Origin of the sequence: Brevibacillus sp. FSL K6-2834 (genome assembly GCF_038592925.1) — a bacterium.
In the GTDB taxonomy this organism is placed as follows: Bacteria; Bacillota; Bacilli; order Brevibacillales; family Brevibacillaceae; genus Brevibacillus; species Brevibacillus borstelensis.
In genome coordinates, this window is the sequence record NZ_CP151945.1 from 203,036 (window position 1) to 221,024 (window position 17,989).

General features: G+C 49.9%; 21 protein-coding genes. 19 read left to right on the forward strand and 2 right to left on the reverse strand.

The window, feature by feature from the left end; all coding sequences use genetic code 11:
- Positions 1–36 precede the first annotated feature (36 nt).
- Positions 37–609 (forward strand): hypothetical protein, encoded by a 573-nt coding sequence (locus NST96_RS01105; protein WP_039070450.1) that lies wholly within the window; start codon positions 37–39, stop codon positions 607–609.
- Between the two features lie 70 nt (positions 610–679).
- Here the strand turns inward: NST96_RS01105 and NST96_RS01110 are convergent, their stop codons facing one another.
- The gene (locus NST96_RS01110; RefSeq protein WP_340700982.1) at positions 680–2,077 is read right to left on the reverse strand and encodes a TraB/GumN family protein; all 1,398 of its coding nucleotides are present in this window, start codon (positions 2,075–2,077) and stop codon (positions 680–682) included.
- 273 nt (positions 2,078–2,350) lie between these two features.
- A complete protein-coding gene (locus NST96_RS01115; RefSeq protein ID WP_338462933.1) occupies positions 2,351–2,728 on the reverse strand; it encodes a DoxX family protein in 378 nt (125 codons plus the stop codon).
- 186 nt (positions 2,729–2,914) lie between these two features.
- On the opposite strand from NST96_RS01115, the gene NST96_RS01120 reads away from it, so the two are divergent.
- From NST96_RS01120 to NST96_RS01205, 18 genes are all read left to right on the forward strand, one after another.
- Positions 2,915–3,637, forward strand: coding sequence for an RcpC/CpaB family pilus assembly protein (locus tag NST96_RS01120; RefSeq protein ID WP_003390300.1), 723 nt, complete (start codon positions 2,915–2,917; stop codon positions 3,635–3,637).
- A complete protein-coding gene (locus NST96_RS01125) occupies positions 3,638–5,131 on the forward strand; it encodes an AAA family ATPase (protein ID WP_251238058.1) in 1,494 nt (497 codons plus the stop codon). It abuts the gene before it with no gap.
- Positions 5,132–5,150: 19 nt separating this feature from the next.
- Positions 5,151–6,638: an ATPase, T2SS/T4P/T4SS family gene (locus NST96_RS01130; protein WP_243014860.1), complete on the forward strand. Its 1,488-nt coding sequence runs from the start codon at positions 5,151–5,153 to the stop codon at positions 6,636–6,638.
- Between the two features lie 14 nt (positions 6,639–6,652).
- The gene (locus NST96_RS01135) at positions 6,653–7,552 is read left to right on the forward strand and encodes a type II secretion system F family protein (protein WP_243014859.1); all 900 of its coding nucleotides are present in this window, start codon (positions 6,653–6,655) and stop codon (positions 7,550–7,552) included.
- A gap of 4 nt (positions 7,553–7,556) precedes the next feature.
- Positions 7,557–8,465, forward strand: a complete 909-nt coding sequence (locus NST96_RS01140) for a type II secretion system F family protein (protein ID WP_339167013.1) — start codon at positions 7,557–7,559, stop codon at positions 8,463–8,465.
- A gap of 66 nt (positions 8,466–8,531) precedes the next feature.
- On the forward strand, positions 8,532–8,708 hold the full coding sequence (locus NST96_RS01145; RefSeq protein WP_003390307.1) for a hypothetical protein: 177 nt from the start codon (positions 8,532–8,534) through the stop codon (positions 8,706–8,708).
- The gene (locus NST96_RS01150) at positions 8,705–9,184 is read left to right on the forward strand and encodes an A24 family peptidase (protein ID WP_003390309.1); all 480 of its coding nucleotides are present in this window, start codon (positions 8,705–8,707) and stop codon (positions 9,182–9,184) included. Before NST96_RS01145 ends, NST96_RS01150 begins: the two co-directional genes overlap by 4 nt.
- A gap of 3 nt (positions 9,185–9,187) precedes the next feature.
- Positions 9,188–9,610: a TadE/TadG family type IV pilus assembly protein gene (locus tag NST96_RS01155; protein ID WP_003390311.1), complete on the forward strand. Its 423-nt coding sequence runs from the start codon at positions 9,188–9,190 to the stop codon at positions 9,608–9,610.
- Entirely contained in the window at positions 9,607–10,131 is a 525-nt protein-coding gene (locus NST96_RS01160; protein ID WP_003390312.1) for a hypothetical protein, read from the forward strand. Before NST96_RS01155 ends, NST96_RS01160 begins: the two co-directional genes overlap by 4 nt.
- Positions 10,132–10,228: 97 nt before the next feature.
- Entirely contained in the window at positions 10,229–10,846 is a 618-nt protein-coding gene (locus NST96_RS01165; protein WP_003390313.1) for a hypothetical protein, read from the forward strand.
- 108 nt (positions 10,847–10,954) lie between these two features.
- Positions 10,955–11,233 carry a hypothetical protein gene (locus NST96_RS01170; RefSeq protein WP_003390314.1) on the forward strand — a complete coding sequence of 93 codons (279 nt, stop codon included), beginning with the start codon at positions 10,955–10,957 and terminating at the stop codon, positions 11,231–11,233.
- A 135-nt stretch (positions 11,234–11,368) separates the two neighbouring features.
- Complete coding sequence (locus NST96_RS01175; RefSeq protein WP_003390315.1) at positions 11,369–12,127, forward strand: hypothetical protein; 759 nt, start codon at positions 11,369–11,371, stop codon at positions 12,125–12,127.
- 119 nt (positions 12,128–12,246) lie between these two features.
- Positions 12,247–12,975, forward strand: a complete 729-nt coding sequence (locus NST96_RS01180; protein ID WP_342405249.1) for a hypothetical protein — start codon at positions 12,247–12,249, stop codon at positions 12,973–12,975.
- A gap of 15 nt (positions 12,976–12,990) precedes the next feature.
- A complete protein-coding gene (locus NST96_RS01185; protein WP_024984070.1) occupies positions 12,991–13,782 on the forward strand; it encodes an SAF domain-containing protein in 792 nt (263 codons plus the stop codon).
- The gene (locus NST96_RS01190) at positions 13,779–14,897 is read left to right on the forward strand and encodes a hypothetical protein (RefSeq protein WP_327956768.1); all 1,119 of its coding nucleotides are present in this window, start codon (positions 13,779–13,781) and stop codon (positions 14,895–14,897) included. Before NST96_RS01185 ends, NST96_RS01190 begins: the two co-directional genes overlap by 4 nt.
- Entirely contained in the window at positions 14,897–16,246 is a 1,350-nt protein-coding gene (locus NST96_RS01195; protein WP_024984072.1) for an ATPase, T2SS/T4P/T4SS family, read from the forward strand. The genes NST96_RS01190 and NST96_RS01195 overlap by 1 nt, the downstream gene beginning before the upstream one ends.
- Entirely contained in the window at positions 16,243–17,142 is a 900-nt protein-coding gene (locus tag NST96_RS01200) for a hypothetical protein (protein WP_003390320.1), read from the forward strand. Before NST96_RS01195 ends, NST96_RS01200 begins: the two co-directional genes overlap by 4 nt.
- Positions 17,142–17,981: a hypothetical protein gene (locus NST96_RS01205; protein ID WP_039070442.1), complete on the forward strand. Its 840-nt coding sequence runs from the start codon at positions 17,142–17,144 to the stop codon at positions 17,979–17,981. Before NST96_RS01200 ends, NST96_RS01205 begins: the two co-directional genes overlap by 1 nt.
- Positions 17,982–17,989: the final 8 nt, after the last annotated feature.

Sequence of the window (17,989 nt, forward strand, 5' to 3'; positions counted from 1 at the left end):
ATTTGCGTGTCCAGCCTCTAAAAAAGGGTGGTTTGTATGGAAATTGGAAAAAGAGTGCACGTAAAATACCTAATGTTTTTATCCATAATCCTTCTGCTAATATCATGCCAGAGTAATCATGTTAGCAGTAATTCAACAGTTATAGACATCGACAAATTTAACAAAAGGTATCTGGATATTAAGACTAATTTTTCACTAGATGGTTATATTGAAATAACCGAAGACTGGGCTATTACGAATCTCGTTCGTAAATTTAAAGACAGTTCCGATTCAGAGCATAGCCTTTTTCAAGAAAACAACAAGACTTTAGTATATAAAAATGAGAGTGAAGGAATCGTTGTTATGGTTGGGCTTTCTCCCGGTATGGAAGAAAAATTCCAATGGAAAAATGCATTATCCTATTCATCTGGTTTTTATAATGCGACGAATGAAGATAGCGGAATCACAAAAGGATACAGTGAGATATATCCAAATACTGATTTTCTTATCTATAATTTTTCAGGTAAAGAACTAAATGCGAGTATTGTACTTATCGCAGACCACTCCAGAGATTTACATAACACTGAATTTTTACCCGAATTTATTAAATACCTTGAAAATATAAACTAGCTTGATCCTATATACGGTAATGAAAGAGGCGCATGACATCCATGCGCCCTCTCTGTTACCCGCAAAAAAGCTACCGAATAAACTCCACTTTATAGCCTTTTTGCTTCAATTGATCAATCACCATATTCTCGACCACAAAATGCCCGGCACCAATGACGACAAAGACAGTCGATTTGCCTTCCTTTTCAAGCAAGGAAGCCAGCTTCGCGGCCATGTTCTTGTCCCGTTCTCCGAACAACCCCTTCGCAAGAGCGCTCTCCATCATTTGCGGGGAGGAAGTAAATGATTTCGTAAAGCCGTCCAGATCCCCTTTTGCCCATAGCTGCTGCCACTCGATAAGCTGTTTCGCCGTGTTCTGCGAGGCGGCATCCGGATTCAAAACCGAGTCCAGCAGTTCATTCAATTCTTTTTCCTGCAGGTCAGGCGGTGCGTTGTTGAAAAGATCGGCTTGCAGCTTTATGCCTTCCAACTCGTGTATCGGTTTCCCGGAAAGAAGCGCGCTTTGCAGGAAGTACATGTCGACCCCCAAAGCCGAAGACTGAGGCTGCTCGCTTGGCGAGACTCTGGTGGAATTCAGGGACAGGCCGGTGGATACGGCCCAAGGCTTGTAGGAGTCGAAGGCATCCCGGGGAAGTTTCAGCTTGTCGGTAACCTTCTGCAGCTTCTCATACGTCGCTTTGGATACGTGATCCTTCAGTGTTGTGCCGTCGGTGTACATCATGGATTCTTTAAAGTATTCCAACGCCTCTTCATCGTCAGAGAGGAGATTCAGCTCCACCCAAAGGGTATCGGATGCGGCGAACGCGTCCCTGACGTTTTTTTGCATCGGGTACATATCCGGAGTGCCATAGTGAATCGAACCGAGCAGGTAAAGCGTGTTGCCCCCCTTGGTGGCCTTCCAGAGCAGCCCTTTTGCCCCTCCCTGGGCGGTATCGTATGTATAGGTTACAAGCCTGCTTGCAAAGACGGCGGCTTGCTCGACAGTGCATGGCTGGTTCAGTCCCAGGCTTTTAATGGTTCCGCTCACGATGCCTTTCTTTTGCAAATAATCAATCGGGGAAAGCTTGCCGATTTCGAAAGCTTCCGGCAGCTCGTACTGTGTGAGGACGCCGTACAGCGAGTTCAGGACCATTTCTCTCGTTATTGTATCTGTTGCTTTCGGGCCGCTGAAATCAGTCTTCTTGCTGAAGCCCAGCTTATCCAGTTTCGCTGCCGTGCTGGTCAGCAAAGCTTGAAATTTGTCCGTGGTAATCGGCTGCTGAAAGGTGCCGTCTTGATACCAGGCAAGCGGATAAATTCCGTATTTTTCGCCTTCGTGAAGGGTCTGGACGGCCCAGGGGCTGATTGCAGGCGCTGCGGCAGGCGCTTCGTTCGCCTGTACGGTCAATACGCTTCCGAGTAACGCGGTTATGCCGAGCAAGCCGCTGGCGAGCAAGCGATGCAGTTTGCTCCATTTACTTTGTTTCATCTAAGAATGTCCTCCCCTGAGATAATCCAACTAATTATATCCCAGTATATGGATACGGGCAACGGCCTGAGGATATGCATTTGAACCTCCTCTTTTATTTGAAGAAGGCACACGAATGCATGGATCGCACTGATGTGCCTTTATTCACATTCTGTTGCCTGGATAGAAAAAATCCATCTTATTCCATACCCGACACAGCCAGGTTCTCGCAAGGTTTCCTTGCGTTTTGCAGCATAGCCAGTAAGACCGGAACCGAGTAAGGTTAAAAAATAATTACGATTGGAATGGTAGGTTACTGTACTGTTCCTTTCTTGGTTTTTTAATAGCGGCGAACAGGAAAGCGATGAACATGACAAATGGCAGCACAGCAAGATGTGGTTCGCCGTGAAAAAGGTGTGTGAGGGAAGCACCGAGCGTTATCACAGCCAATGCGAAGGCTGCGTAGCGGAAAAGCTTATGAAATAACAATCCGAGGCCCCCCAGCACTTCGCCAGGACCGATTATGATCTGAAACCAATAAGGATATCCATACTGTTGAAAAGCGAGTGTAATGTCCGGATTTCCATTTAATTTAAAGAAACCAATGAAAAGAAAATAAAAGCAGGTTACAGATAACAGAGTCCATTTTGCAATACGAAGCCATTTTTTCATACTGAATCCCCCATTCATTCCCTAGATGGAACTAAGTGTAGCTTCCAAGGTATGACATCTAATGTCATATATGCGAAGCAAAAGTCCGAGGAGATAGACTCGTCTTTCCCTATTGCTGGAAAGCCGGCTTTTTTTGTCCCGTCCATCCTTTGTACGCTGGCAAAAACAGAGAAAGGAGGCAAAGGCATGTCCATCCATCCTCTGCGGCTGGTTGCCATCCTGCTCTTGGCTGCTTGCGTGGCGGCGGGAGCGTATCACTTTTTGCAGCCGCAAACCTTTGTCTTTGTCAAGCTGAGGGGAAATGTGGCGAAGGAGAGCGGAGAAAAGCTGACTGCATCCGATCTTGAGCGCGGCGAGATTCAGGTGGGCGGCCTTGCCCGGGAGCAGTCTGCGGAGGCTTTCGGCCTGATCCCGTGGGAAGAAGCTCCGCGTTATCTGAACCGCCCTTTGTCCCGCAGGGTAGAAGGAGGAAGACCGCTTTTGCCGGGAGACGTAGAGCAGACGGGGGAAGTTGCGAAAGGGCGGGAGCTGGAGCGGTCGATGACGGGCATCAGCATTCCGGTCAACAACGTCACGGGCATTAATCCGCATGTAGCGATTGGCGAGCGGGTGCATGTGTACGCATCGTTTGAAGACGACAGCGGCGCGCATACCGGATTGCTCCTGCGGAACATGCCGGTGATCGGGGTGCAGAGAGAGATGGACGGCGATATTCCCAGACTGGAGGCGGTCACGCTTTCGCTGCAGCTGAGGGAAGCCGTTTTGCTTACCCACGCCCTTCATTACGGAAAGATCCGCTTGGGAAAGGCGTCTTTCCTGGAGGAAGAAAACAGTGCGGGAGTCGGTGACGCGAGCTTTGCAGCGGCTCTGATGAAAACGAAAAAACGGTGGGGAGAGGAGGAGCAGTAAGTGAAAAAGCGATTGCTGATCGTGGATGATGATCCCGCTGTCGGCGCAGCCTTGCAAACACAGACGGCCGGAAGCCGGTGGCTGGAGGTGTGCGGACAAACGACAGGGGTAGAGGAGACGTGGCGGGCCCTTCATGAAAACAAACCGGACATCGTGCTGCTCGGGGGAGTGCAGGAAGCGGAAAGAGGGGTTTTGTGCCAGCAGTTCAGACTTGCTTTTCCGCACCTGTTGTTTATCGCCGCTTGCAGTGAACAGGAGCTGATATGGGAGCCATTTTTCCGCAATTTGGGCATGTGGGTGATCGCCAAGCCGATCCATTCTGGTCAATTGGAAGCGCTCGCGATGCAGCTCTCTTCCATGACAGCCATGTCCTCGATGCATGCCAGCATGCCGGCAGGCAGTGCGGCGATGGGAGGAATGATCGGGACGGGAACAGGTCTGACCGGTATCGGAACGACAAGCAACGGTATGGGCGGAGCGGCTTTTCCGGGCGTGGAAGCAGGTATGCAGGCGGCTGGATTTTCTGGAGTCGCGGAGGCCAAGCCCCACCACCCCTATGTTGCAGGAAGCGGCCAACAGGCAAAAAAACGGCTCATTACCGTATACGGTCCAAAAGGGGGCGTCGGAAAAACCTTTCTTTCCCGCGAGCTCGCCATCTATTTTGCACAACGGAAGCTTGGCGGAAATCCTCTGAAGGTTCTGGCTGTCGACTTCAATTTGGACCTGGGAACCTTTGCGACTGCATTGAATTTGCCGCGTACTCCCAATCTGTATTCGTGGGTCCAGGATATCGACGAGCGGCTGCATGACTGGATTCGCTCCCAAGGCCGGGAACCGGGTGATTTGAGCCAGGAGGAGTGGCAGGTCCAGATCGGTAGTGTACAGCTTTCGCCGCAGGAAGTGGACAGGCATATCGTTGTCCACGAGGCAAGCGGCTTGCATGTTTTGACCTCTCCGCGCGATATCCGGCACAGCTTTGAGATCAAAGACTACCATCTGTATTTGATCCTGGATGCGCTCAAGAACAGCCACTATGATGTCATCCTGATCGATACGGCTCCAGATACGACGGATGCAACGATCCAGGCGCTGTTTTTTGCCGAGCAGGTCGTGATGGTCGGGAATCCCGTAGTTGATTCTATTGAAAATATTCAACGTATATTAAAGCTCTTGCGGGAGGCGGATTATCCGGAGGAACGCATTTCTCTGTGCATGAACCGTTTGCAGCGAAAAGAGATGTTTACCCTCGATGAGATACGCGCCTATTTTCAACTCCATCCCAGCAAAAAGATATTTCCAATCCCCGATGACCAGGAAGTGAAAAAATCGATCAACACGGGCAATCCTGTCATGCTGCATCCGGGAAAGCTGGCGGCCAAGGATGCCATTGAAGCGCTGGGCAAAGCCCTTTTGCCTCTGGAAGAAGAGGCCGACGGTTCGGGAAAAAAGAAGGAGAAGGAACGCGCCTCCCTGTGGAAGTGGTTGAGGAGATAGGAAGGAGGAAGAGAGCTGGATGAACTTTGACAAAAAGACTCTGCTCGGAATTCAGGCTGTCACCCGTGAACGCCTTGATCTGCGAACACAGGCAAAGGAATCTGCTCGTGAATCGCAAACGCTGCAGGAGAGAATGCAGATGAAGCAGCATGCTCCTGTAGATAGAAGGCTGACTTTCGAGGCAGAGGCAGCCATTCGAACGCAGATCGTGGAGAAGCACGGAAAGCGTTTGTGGGAGGAAAAAGGACAAGCAGCCTATCTGCAAGAGCTGGCACGGGATATTCGCCTCCTTTTGGAAACGGGAACTCCGCTCGCTTCGGTTCAAATTGAGGCGGAGGTAGAGCGGCTGATCCGCTCCCTGACTGGCTGGGGGCCGCTTGATCCGCTGCTGGAGGACCCCGATATTACGGAAATCATGTTTCATCGCTACGATCACCTGGTCGTCGAGCGAAAGAGCACGGGGCGTTTGGAAGTACCGGATATACCGGTCTTCCGCGATGAAGAGGAGATGCTGCGGCTTCTCGAACAGATGGCCGCCACTATGGGCCGCGAGTTTAACGAGACAAAGGCAGAGCTGAATACCCAACTGCCGGATGGTTCCAGGGTAGCGGCGACCCATCGCTCTATTTCTCCGGATGGCCACATGCTGACGATTCGAAAGCACCGCGATTTGCTGACAGAGGCGGATTACCTCGCATATGGCTCGATCTGCGAGCCTATGCTTACGTTTTTAAAATGGGCGATCAGTCTCTCTCGCGCTTCCGGCATCGTAAGCGGGGGGACCGGTTCAGGGAAAACGCACTTGCTCAACCTGATTTCGCAGTACGTCCCGCATCACCTCAGCATTATTACAATTGAAGACGTGCTGGAAATGAAGCTGCAGCATCCGTTTGTCCGGCGCTTTTTGGCCAAGCCTGCCAACTATGAGGGCAAGGGAGGCTTCTCTATAAAAGATTGCGTGCGGCTTTCTCTGAGAAAACGGCCGGATGTCATCATCGTTGGGGAGACGCGAGGAGGAGAAATCGTGGATATGCTTTGGGCGATGAACACGGACCACCCGGGCAGCTGGAGTACCGCTCACGCCAACTCCCCGCGGGCATTGATCGATTCGACCTTGCCGATTTTGTTCGCCAAGGCGGAGGAGTCATACAATACGACGGAAAGAAATCTGATGATCGGGTCGGCGCTGGACCTGATCGTCCAGGTGAAGCGATTCGAAGAAGACGGGAGCCGCAAAGTGGTGGCGATTACCGAAGTGATCGGGACGGGCCAGTCACATGAGGACCGCATCCGCCAAGCCTGCAACGTAAGGCAAATCCATCCGGACCGCGTTTACTTGCAGGATATTTACGTATACGAGCCTACGGGAGTAAAGGACGGACGGGTAGTAGGCCAGTACAGGTGGACAGGGTATAAACCGGAGAAACTGGTGCGGCGCTGGGCGGAAAAAGGACTGCAGCCAGAAGAGTGGGAACGGGTTTTCTTTTCGACGCCGATTCCGATGTAGGAGGTAGGTTGCGCGTGGCATTGGAGAGTGCATTGGTTGCGGCAGGGCTGGGAGCGGGAATTGTGCTTGTGGCTGTGCCGCGCTCTTTTATTTACCGGGAGCATCAGGACGAGCACGAGATTGTCCACCAACTTCGGCGGGACCGACAGACGATCTGGGACAGGCTTGGCGTCAGGCTGCAGCAATCTGGCTCCGGATTAGGCGTCAATCACTACGTTGGACTTGCGTTTGTGCTGGGACTTGTTTCCTTTGGCGTGACACAAAAGCTCCTGCAGTCATGGATTCTGGCGCTGCCCGCTTTATTCGCCGGTGTTCTTTTCGTAGAGCGGATCGTCAGCATTCTGGGGGCAAGGAGAAAAGAGAGATTTGAGGTGGACAACGTAAAGGCGATTCGTTTGATGGCCAGTTCTCTGCGGACATCGCCTTCTTATCTGCATGCATTTGAGCAGGTGGCAGCGAGTCTCTATTTGGACAAGTCCGTAACGACGGAATACAGCAGAATCGTGGAGCTGTTGCGTGCTCAAGTGCCGCTGGAGCGAGTCATGAACATGTTCTACGAGCGAACAGGTTCAGCAGATGTCCGCTACCTGGCGACGATCGTCTACATCCAGCGAGAGATGGGCGGGGACATGGCCAAAACGCTTGATCTAGCTTCATCGACTATACTCCGAAGGAAGCAGGCGCTGCGAAGACAGCGAGCCGCCATGGCGCAAATTACGGCCCAGGTGAATCTGCTCAGTGTGATGCCGTTCGTGTTTATCATCGCTTTGTACGTGAACAACCCAAGTCATTTTGACCCGCTGACAGCCACCCTTTCCGGGAGATTTTTGATATTGGCGTCCCTCGGGTCGATACTGATGGGCGGAGAGGTCGTACGCCACCTTGCCCATAAAGGCATTCATAGAGGAGGGTGAAGCCATGTGGTGGCTGGGAGCGCTGGCCGGGATCGCGGTATTGTTCTGGGGATTGCCCGCTTGCTTGGAAAGAAGGGAGGAGGGTGTCCCGACTCTTTTGGGACGGATTGAGCAGGAACGTCACTCACATCTGGAGAGTGCATTCGGCAAGACGATCTCCCCCTGGAAGCTGGCCCGCTATCTGGAGCAGCATGATGATTTATTGGAGCTTGTCTGCAAGTGGACCGGAATCAACCGTACCCATACAGCCGATATCCTCTTCCGGCTGAATTCGCGCTATTCCTTGGCAGAGGTCGCGTTGGCAAAGGCGGTTGGCGGAATCGTGATGCTGGCGGTCGCGATCCAACTGGCGATTGCGTACACAGGGGGTCAGTCATTGAATACTACGGCTTATTTGCCGCTGATCATCGCGGTTTTATTGTTTCTGCTGCCGACGATGCTGCTGGACGTGGCAGACAAACGGGCCAAGGCTGAGATTCGCGAGCAGGTTCCGATTTTTTTTGGCATTGTACAGTCTCTGGTCGAGGCGGGCATGCCGATCCAGGCAGCCGTAAAGCAGACGGCACGCCGTTTTGACGGAAGACTGGGAAGGGAGCTGGCGCGGCTGGAAGTGGAGGAAAGACGCTACGGGACCTGGAGAAAAGCGCTGGAGGAATTGGCTTTTCGTTGGGAGGTAGATACCCTGTCGGCGATCTCGATGGAAATAAATGAGGCGATGAGCAAGGGCGTCAGCATCGCCAAGATGATCGCGGCGCAGGTGGAGGAGCAGGTCCGCCAGCAGGAGGACGAGGCATCCGATCACATGAATCGGCTTAATGTGCGTCTGCTTCCGTTCGTGATCGTTCTGATGGGGGTTCCGTTGCTGTTTCTGGTCATGGGCCCTATTTTTATCGGAATCGGGGAACGCTTGTAAAGTTTTTTTGCCGAGGGCTCTGTCTTTTGACAAAGTAAAAGTACAAATTGAAAAGGAGTGATTGCCATGACCTTGATCACTGATTACATCCGTCGGTTTGCAAAGGAGGAAGACGGTGTGACGATTGTGGAGATGGTGATTATCATCGCCATTATTCTGATCGTCCTGATTCCGACACTGCAAAATCTGGGCAGCGTAGAGGAAGCGAGGATTCAGGAACTGGAGACCCAACTCAGCAAATGACGGAAGCTGTAATCTTTTTGCTTCTGGGTATCGCCGCATACTTTGATTGGAAATGCCGCAAGATTCCAAATACGGTAACGTTTCCGGCCTTGGCTGCCGGCCTTGTTTATCAATGGCAGGCGGGGATGGGGTGGACAGCCGTTGCAGGAGTTGCGGGAGCCTTTTTGCTGACGGTGGTCCCGGTTGTTTTGCGCGGCATGGGGATGGGCGACCAAAAGCTGCTGATGGCGGTAGGGGCTTGGGTGGGCTGGTCGGGAGTGTACCCGCTTTTTTTACACTCGCTCTGGGTTTGTCTGGCGGTGGTTGTTTTTCTCCCTGGAACCTGGAGGCGTTTAGGCAGAAATATGCATGCAATCTTTGCAGGCTGGGTCGCACATCGGAAAATCTGGCTTCCCCGAAATAAAGAAGCAGCCCTGTCCTTTCCCTATGCCGTGCCCCTTTTGGGTGCGTATCTGGTGCAGCACTTGTGGAGGTAGCAAATGAAAAGAAATTGGTTCGGCTTGATCCGCAATGAGCGAGGGACGCAAATATTGGAGCTCATCCTTGCACTACCCCTGCTCTGGTTTGTGTTTATCTTTTCATTTGATCAATTTTCCATCCTGTACAACCGGCAAAAGGTTTTGGCTGCAGCCTATGAGGCAGGAAGAATCGCTGCCGTCCAGCCGAATTTCGGCTTAGCCAACTATCACGCGGCAGAGATGGGCCAAGCGGAGCTGAAGCAGGGGATCGGTATGACGGATAGCCGCGTTCGCCTCTATGTGCAAGGGGGATGGAAGAAAGGGAATCATTTTGAAGCTGAGGCGACAATGAAGTTTCATCTGCTCGCTACCGGAAAGCCTTTTGAATTGAAAGAGAGCTATCATCTGATGATTGAAAATGCGGAGAAGGGTGGCAGCCAATGAGGAGAAAGGGCGAGGAAAAGAAAAATTGGATGATACAGCAGCTGGCTGAGGAGCGCGGGACAATGACGGTTACCGCGCTCTTTTTTCTCATCTGCATGGGAGGATTATTGTCGATCATGCTCATACAAGGCCAGGCGAGCCTGGCGAGCATGCGCGTCCAGCAGACGGCTGACATTGTGTCAAAAGGAGCGCGAGCGGCGGGAGCATGGGAGTACCAGGATGCGGACGGGGAAACGAAGAAAATACTGGTCGCGACTAGCAGCGAGGCCAAACGGTACGAGGCCGATATTGTCCGGGGAGCTCGCGAAGAGGCCGGACTGCTATGGGAGTTGAATCGCCCGGCAGTGGAGCGGCAGGCGGAGTCAGCGACCGTGGTGCATCAGAAGGGCGAACGGAAAAGCTTGTATGGACAAGGAATCTACCATGTAAAAATAGAGGCCAGACAGAAGCTGCATCATCTGTGGGGAGAGTCGGATGTGACATTCCGAAGGGTGTCGCAATCCGGAATGTATGACTTTTAGATTGGTCGATATTGTAAACCCTGTTATTTTTGTCCTACCTTTTCATGGTAATTTGGATTCAAATTCCAAATTACAAAAGTGTGGGAGTGAGTGAGCCGTGCCGTCAACAATCGTCGAGCGGTACAAGCGCATCCTGAGTGGAGCACAAAAGCGCTTTTCGCCGTACGAATTTGAGGATATGCAGTATCGCAAACAAAAAGTTCAGCTAGTCATTCGATATGCGATAGAGCAAGTAAAAATGTGGACGCCGGAACAGGCACGTCGTGAGATGAGCATAAAAGATGTAAAGGAACTAAAGCTCCATTTGATTCGGGAATATGTTGAACCTCCTATTGAAGCGAAGGCTCAGGATGTCTACTACCTCGTGGAATACGCCTACCCGTATCTTCCGAAGCCGTCGGAGGAGCAAAAAATACTATGGGTTTACGAGGAGGTTCTTGCGGGCATTCGGCGCCATTTCCCCCCGCTGTACTTTCAAAGCGTAAAGGGGGAGGAGAGGGCAAAAATTTGTTTTGACTATATGTGCAACAAACTGATGAACATTAAAGACTTGCGCGAATTGCCGCGAATATTTGGAAAAACGGAGCAGGCTTACCACTATTTGCGGAAATACAAGCTCAAGATTCTTGTAGATACGCTGTACTTTTCCCCGTTTGACATGATTACGGACATGTACCCGGAGCTTGCCGATCCCCGCCTGTGGGAAGATGGATAAATTTATTTGCATCCATACGCTGTCTTTTTTTACGGTAAGGATAGTTTCATGAGCTTATAAGCGTATGAAACGGCCGTAAAAAATTGGTGAGAAAAGGAGGAGTTGCAATTGGCAACAGTTGAAGCTCACCAAGACCGCTCTACAGGAGTGGATGTGCTTTTGGGACGTCGCGTGCGTTACCAAAAGCACAAACCCGGCAGGCATCTGTCAGTGGACCGCATGCCTCAGGGAACCTTTCGGATCGAGTCCGTAAACCGATTCGGAGAAAGGATTGTCCTCAATGACGGGATCGTGGTTATGGAGAGTGCTCCGACTGTCATTGAGCGCGGGGGAAGAATTGCTCTTCTGCTCGCAACCGGGGAAGAGCTCTACTTTTTCGTAGAGTAACCCGCAAGCTCGCCTTGTACGGATGCGTCCAAGGCGGGCCCCTATCATTGAAGCAAAAATGGTTTGACGTATGGTGAAATATGTAGCAAAATGTCTACTAATGTATAAATATGTAATAATTGGGGGTAATTTGAAGTGACAGTGAAAAACGCAAGAGAACTGGTTAATCGCTGCTACGAACAAACGAATTGCCTAATGTCAGTAGAGGAATTAAAAGAAAGATTTATCCTGTTTGTCTTCGGTCCCTATCAAGATGAGATTGTTTCCCGCTATGGACTGGAGTACTTTTACAAACATTTGGACAGCATCAATCTCACGAATTGCCGAAAAGACTTTGACCGGGCCGTCGAAGAGTGGTACACGCACGAGCACGGCAAAAATGAACAGCAGGCCGATTACCATGATCTCCTTTTCACTTTGGTAAAGGATACGATCGTACATTATCAATCCGGTGATCGCAATATCCTCGTTCGTGATGTAACGAAAATGTTAACCTCCCCGACTGGTTATTATCGCCGCTGGAGATCTGGACAGCTCGGTGAGCGAAACCTCCCCGCCTACTTTAAATACCTGCTCCGGCTGGGAATACGTTCATTGGCGGATATTGAATCATTGGTAGATATGTGGCTGGTGGAGCAGCCCCATGCGTTTTGCAAAAAACAGCAGCAGCTGTTTGCCAAACCTCCACGAAGAGGCAGACCAAACAATGCCGAGCTGGCCCAATTGCAAGAAATGGTCGGCCAGATCAAGCAAAATCTCACCTTTCAGGAACGAGAAAGGCTGCGGAAAATATACTACTACCATCGTAAAAATCTCACGATGAAAGAGATGGTAGAAAAATTCAAAGAATACCTGCGAGCAAAACAAAACGAAAATGACACGCAGGCAGGCTAATGATGTTTCAGCAAGTAAACCGATTTGTCAGCAAGTTTCGCGAACTGGAGCAAAGAGATTTGATCCGTACCACGGAAGAAGAGCGACGCCTTGAAGAGCTGAAGGAGAAACTGACGAGCGTGGCAATCGAAGAGACGCGTAGACAGGATCGCCGATGCATTGCAGTTTTGAGCTTGTATCCTCAAGCTGGCGCCAGTTTTTTGGCTGGCAATGTCGCCTTTGCTATGGCAGGCAGCGGATCGGCTGTTACTCTTTGCGAACTGCCTGGCACAAGCTCCTACCTGTATTTTGCTCTCGACTTTGAACGGAGGGCACATCAAGCTGCACAAGAAGACTTGTCCTCCACTCTCTACATGCAAAATGATTGTCTTCGCATCCATGTTGATACCCCGCTGAAAAACAAGGATTCCTGCAGCGATGCTGTTGATTGGCTATTTCGCTTGAGCAAGGAGAGCTCCACTGTCCTGATCGATATATCCTCATCTTGGAAAAATCATCAGATTGAGCGATTGCTGACGATGCTTGATGAGATTTGGGTCGTATTTGACTCTGATATAGCACGGCTCACCCGGATGATTTTGACGGAAAAAGCTCCGAGCTGGTGGAAAGGCAATCAAAGCAAGATCAGGATGGTTGCGAATAAATGGAATGAAAAGTGGAATCGCACAGCCATTATGAAAAAAGTGGCTGGAACCCTGTCTCTTTGGAACGAGGGCAATTCTGCTCAAGTCCATACAGTAATCCCGCTTTTTGATGGTGATAAAACCTTTGCAGCCCACTCGAAGGCTATGCTGCTGCTAGAGCAGTTTCCAGAAGAGGAGAGCGGTTTTGCCTCACTTTTACATTAGCGAAGGAAGAGGGCTATGAAAAAACAGACGTTAATCATTATTAGCATCATATCTTTTATACTGGCTGGCTCTTGCTTTTATGCGGCTACTCGATATATTGATGCAATTGCTCTCAAGCGATTGTTTGCCCCGGTGGTAAAGGTAGCCCCAGGCAAGGTAATTGCCCCGTACGAACCGATAACCAGAGCTGATCTCGTATTGGTTCAGGAGGGAATCGACAACATACTGCCCGATGCAATCAGGGACTTGGAGAGTGTCCTTGGAAAACGCAGCACGCAAACGATCTTTTCGGGTGAACAGATTTTACAGAGCAAGCTGACGGACAATCAGCTTCTCCCGGAAAAAGGAATGGCCCGCTATGAATTTCCTCTCACTTTTTTTAATCCCGTCACAGAATTGAGAAAAGGCGACTATGTGAAGGTATGGGTCACGTATAAACCACCTTCCGAATTGGAACATTTGCCTGAACCAAGTCATTTCAGGAAAAGCAATGGAACTGCGGATTTACTGTTCACGACCCAGCTGGCAACGGTGAGAGACAGCAATGGTACAGAAATTTATACGATCAGGCCCAATCCCCTTCCATCTCCCGACCATATGGATGCGATCTTTAATGGGTCACGAGAGAAACCGTTGCTAAACGGTGAAAAGCGTTACCAAGATTACCGTTCACAGCCGACTGCGCTTGCATCCTTTATCGGTTTGAATCTGACCGATCAACAATTTACCGCGATTAGTGAGGCGTTTTTATACGGGATCGTCCAGATTGGTCAATTATCGAATCAGGAGGTGGAGATAACATCATGAAGACGATCGTCTGCTATCCGGTAAAATCTCTTGTTCACACGTATATGCCCATGGGTTGCCAGGTTCTGGTGTCAGAGTCTTCTGCCGATTTTTATCGTTTGGCTAAACTGTATCAACCAGAAGCAGCGGTACTGTTTGCCGAGATGTTTGAGACACCTGTCTGGGAGTGGCTGCCCTTGGCAAGGAGTACGTTGGATCCTCAAACACCGATTGTTGTCGTACCACTTTACCAAAATGAAAGCTTGATTAAGGAAGTGGTACAGAAGGCTGATCTGAGCGGTGTTTACATACTTTCCGCCAATCTGACCCAGGATGAGATACGAAAGGGGATTGGACAAATCCTGAGCCTGGACGATGAAGACGATACGGCTGGCCCATATGAAGGCCGGGGCATGATATACGCTTTGATGAGTCACGGAGGTGCAGGGGTAACGACCTTTTGCATCAACTACCCGATTTTATTGGCGAAGCAAAACCCTGATAAACAGATTCTCGTTCTTGATATGAATGTTCACAAGCAGGATTTGACCCGGTTTTTCAAGCTGCAGCAACATCAACTAAGCCAGTTCAGACCGGACCTGTTGGATTTGCGTACAGCTCGTTTGCGAACATGGCGAAAAATTTGCAAACAAAGCAACCAACTGCCCAACCTGTTTTATGCAAACGCCACAAGCAATTGGAGAAGCATGGAGATATCCAATTTGATGTCATCGCTGCGGGAACAGTTTGACTACATCTACATTGACTGGGGCTACAGCTTTCCCGAGACAGATGCGATGCAGAGATTGATTTACACCGCCGATCGCAATTTGCTGTTTGTCCGATCGGACCCTTTTAGCATCGAGGGAGCAAAAGAATGGATAAAAAGCTGGGAGAAGCGGGGGGTAGAGTATCAGGTCATGCTTAGCCATATCGATAAGGGGCAGAATCATCGTATCGGTGAAGGTATTTCTGTATACGGAGTGGTTCCACGCATTTCCGATGATCGTCTGCGGCAGTCACACCGAACCCATAGTGTGTTGGTAGAGGAATTTCTTCCTCCCAAGCCTTATGTCATGAGCCTGCAAGCCATTATGGAAACTGAAAAAATGGTAAGAGGAGCGGTCGTGTGTTGATGAATAAGGCGATCAGACAATGGAATCCATCGGAGATAAAGACCATCGAAGATATCAAACAGGCGGCACGCGATTATTTAAACCACTTTGGCTCTACACGTGAAGAAAAGGTTGAAATGCAGCGAATTTTAACGTTAGCGGAAAAAGGCGACCGTGACAGCCATAGTCATATTATCCTTCGTCTGCAACACTACTTTGAAGAAGTGCTGAAACGCCCCGTCAAAGAAGAAATTCTTCCTCATGTCAATGCTTATGAAGGGCTTGCTTTCTCGACATACGGGTGGGGAATCATCGACGCAACACTACATCTTTCTCCGTGGGTAGAGGAAGTGAGGGTTTCTGCGGGCCGCCAGGTTGCCTATATTGAGCAGGGAGTGAAGAAGACGTTAAACTATATGCCCACATGGCAAGAGGTAGAGACGCTTCAACAGAAGCTGACTAATACGGCAGGCCTTTCTTTCCATGAAAAGAAGCCGCGCCTTAGTGGTTACCTGGAGTCTTTAAAAGCGCGGCTGACCATGTTTACCTTCCCGTATTCCCGAGTCCCTGTCATCATTGTACGGCGTTTTGCGACTCTTGCCTTTTCGCTGGATGATCTCCGCAAACAGGAGATGCCAACCTTTGATGAAAAGGTACAACTGTTGATCGAGCAGCAAGTGCACGGCCGGGGAAATGTGTTGGTCATTGGTCCTATGGCAGCCGGAAAGACGACCTTAATGCTGTGCATGCTCAAACTAAAGGACCCGCGAACCGAGTACATTACGATTTTTGAAAGCGAACATGAAATGAGATTTGGAGACGTGTGGAGCGGGGAAGTCATTGAGCTGCAAAATGTTGAAGAAATCGGTATCGAACTTGCGAATTCCTTTAAGGATATGTATCGTTCTACCGCCAATACGATCCTGATTGGAGAAATCAGGGAGCCGATCGAGGCCTATCACTTTATCAATGCAGGAGTGCGAGGAACAGACGCTACGATCGCTGCGATGCATGAACGGTTTCCCCATAAAGCCCTAAACGATTTGACCGATCTGGTTTATCAGTACGGCGGGCGAAGTGTCGAACTGACTCAGGAGAGGATCAGCCGTGCCGTCAATTTCGTGAATTCGCTCACTTATCGAAACAACGGACATCGCTTTATTGATGCCATTCACGTGACGGAATGGAATGATCTGATGAATCGAGTCGAGTCCGTACCGCTCGTATATCGCAACAGGATTAGCGGAGAGTACGAATGGACAGGGAAGCAGCTCGATGGGCACCTGGTCGAATACATGTGCTATGTAGGAAGGGCCGATTTGGACACCCTGAAAGAGCTGCGCCTGACGGATATGGGAAGGTTGATATGAAGCTATTTTTGTTCATCCCCATGTTTGTTTGCCTTTTGATCGGGTTTTACTTGCTAGGCTTGTATCTGTATCAGAAATGGTCCGCGCCCCCCGTGTTTTTTTCCAAAACGGTAGCAGCGTGGCGGGAAAAAATGCTTCAGCGAAAAACCAATCAATTCATATACAACCAGTACGAACGATGGTGTCAGGTGGCAGGGGGAGTTCCAGAAGTATACCTGATTCTTTCCGTGGTTGGGTCTGCGGCGGGCTTTGCTTCCGGCATCCTCCTTGGAAATATCGTCGTCTCACTCTCGCTGTTTGTTTTGCTGTTATTGCTTCCAACTCTTTTGCTGTACGCCCGTTATACCGTACTTATCAACCGAAAAATCATGTCATTTTGTCGCTTTGTCGACCTGTTCTCTCGCTATTACAGCAGCAGAAAAAACATTATTCTCTCTTTTCGGGATATGGTTGAGGAATGCCCGAAAGACTTATTGCCGGACCTTTTGCTGTTGACCAATAAGCTGTCGGATGGGGGAGATCCTGTCCTTGCTTTGAATCAGTTTGCGGAACGGTTGGACCATCCGTGGGCCTCTGATTTCGCAACCTATGTGGCAAGCGGACTGGAGGGAGAAACCGAAGATATTCAAACCGCGTTAAACCGGCTTACGAATGAAATGTTTATACAACAGGACGAAAAAGAGGAAAGAAACAGCGAAATTCATGCGATCTGGATTAGTTTGATTGTGGTGATCATCATTTGTATTTGTTTGATTCCTTACAATCAGAGTCTGCTTAAAGATTCTTACAGACTATACTTCTTTACCAATGATGGACAAGCGATTTTATCGCTGGCAGTTACCGTCTGGTCCATCTCCATCCTGCTGGCATTCATCTGGGGAAGGAGGTATCGCTAATGCCACAGGTTTACATGTATGTCACTTTGACCTTGGGTGCAGTCTTTGTCTTTATTGGTTGTCTGTTTATAGGGAGGTGCTTGATTGGCCTTCAACGTCCCAAGCTGTTTGTCTCCGTTCCCTGGAGAGATATTTGGACAAAAACGGTGAACGCAACTGAAGATCAAGCATGGGAGAAGCTTCTCGAACGCGCCGGACGGCCGTTTGGATGGGGCAAGCCTGAGTGGGTGTTCTCCCAGTTGGTCAGTGGAACAACTGTCTGCTTATTGATTCTGTTCGCTGCAATGTTTAGCCGCTCGCAGTCGTTTCCACTATGGACGCTGCTGATCGCTTCTACCCTCAGCTTTATGCTGCCGTATATCGGATTGAAAGTGTGGGCCGGGTACCGGGAGGAGGTGCTGAGTACCGATATTGCCCGTTTTATCAACAGATACGTCAATTTGTTGGAGAATCAGGTCCCCGTATACAGTGCCATGCTAAAGGCGGCACGGCCGACCCGTCTGTTAAAGGAATATGTTCCTAGTCTTTCCGAATGGAACAAGGATCCTGATGAAGCTTTGGAAACATTCAAGCGAAAACTGGGAGTTGAAGATGCGGTTATTCTGGTGTCCAGTATGAGAACTGTTGAAAACTTGAGTGAAAGTCAGGTTGCCCTGACCATGCAGCGATTGGAGTGGGCTGTCGATCATCGACGGATGTTTCGGCATCGAAAGAAAATCAAATCACTGGGGATCGGCTACAGCGTCATTGTTTATCCGGCATTTTATATGGGATTACTCGTAGCTATGTTTCCCTGGTATAAGCTGCTTACGGAAATTTTGGACAAATACCTGACTTGAGGAAGGGA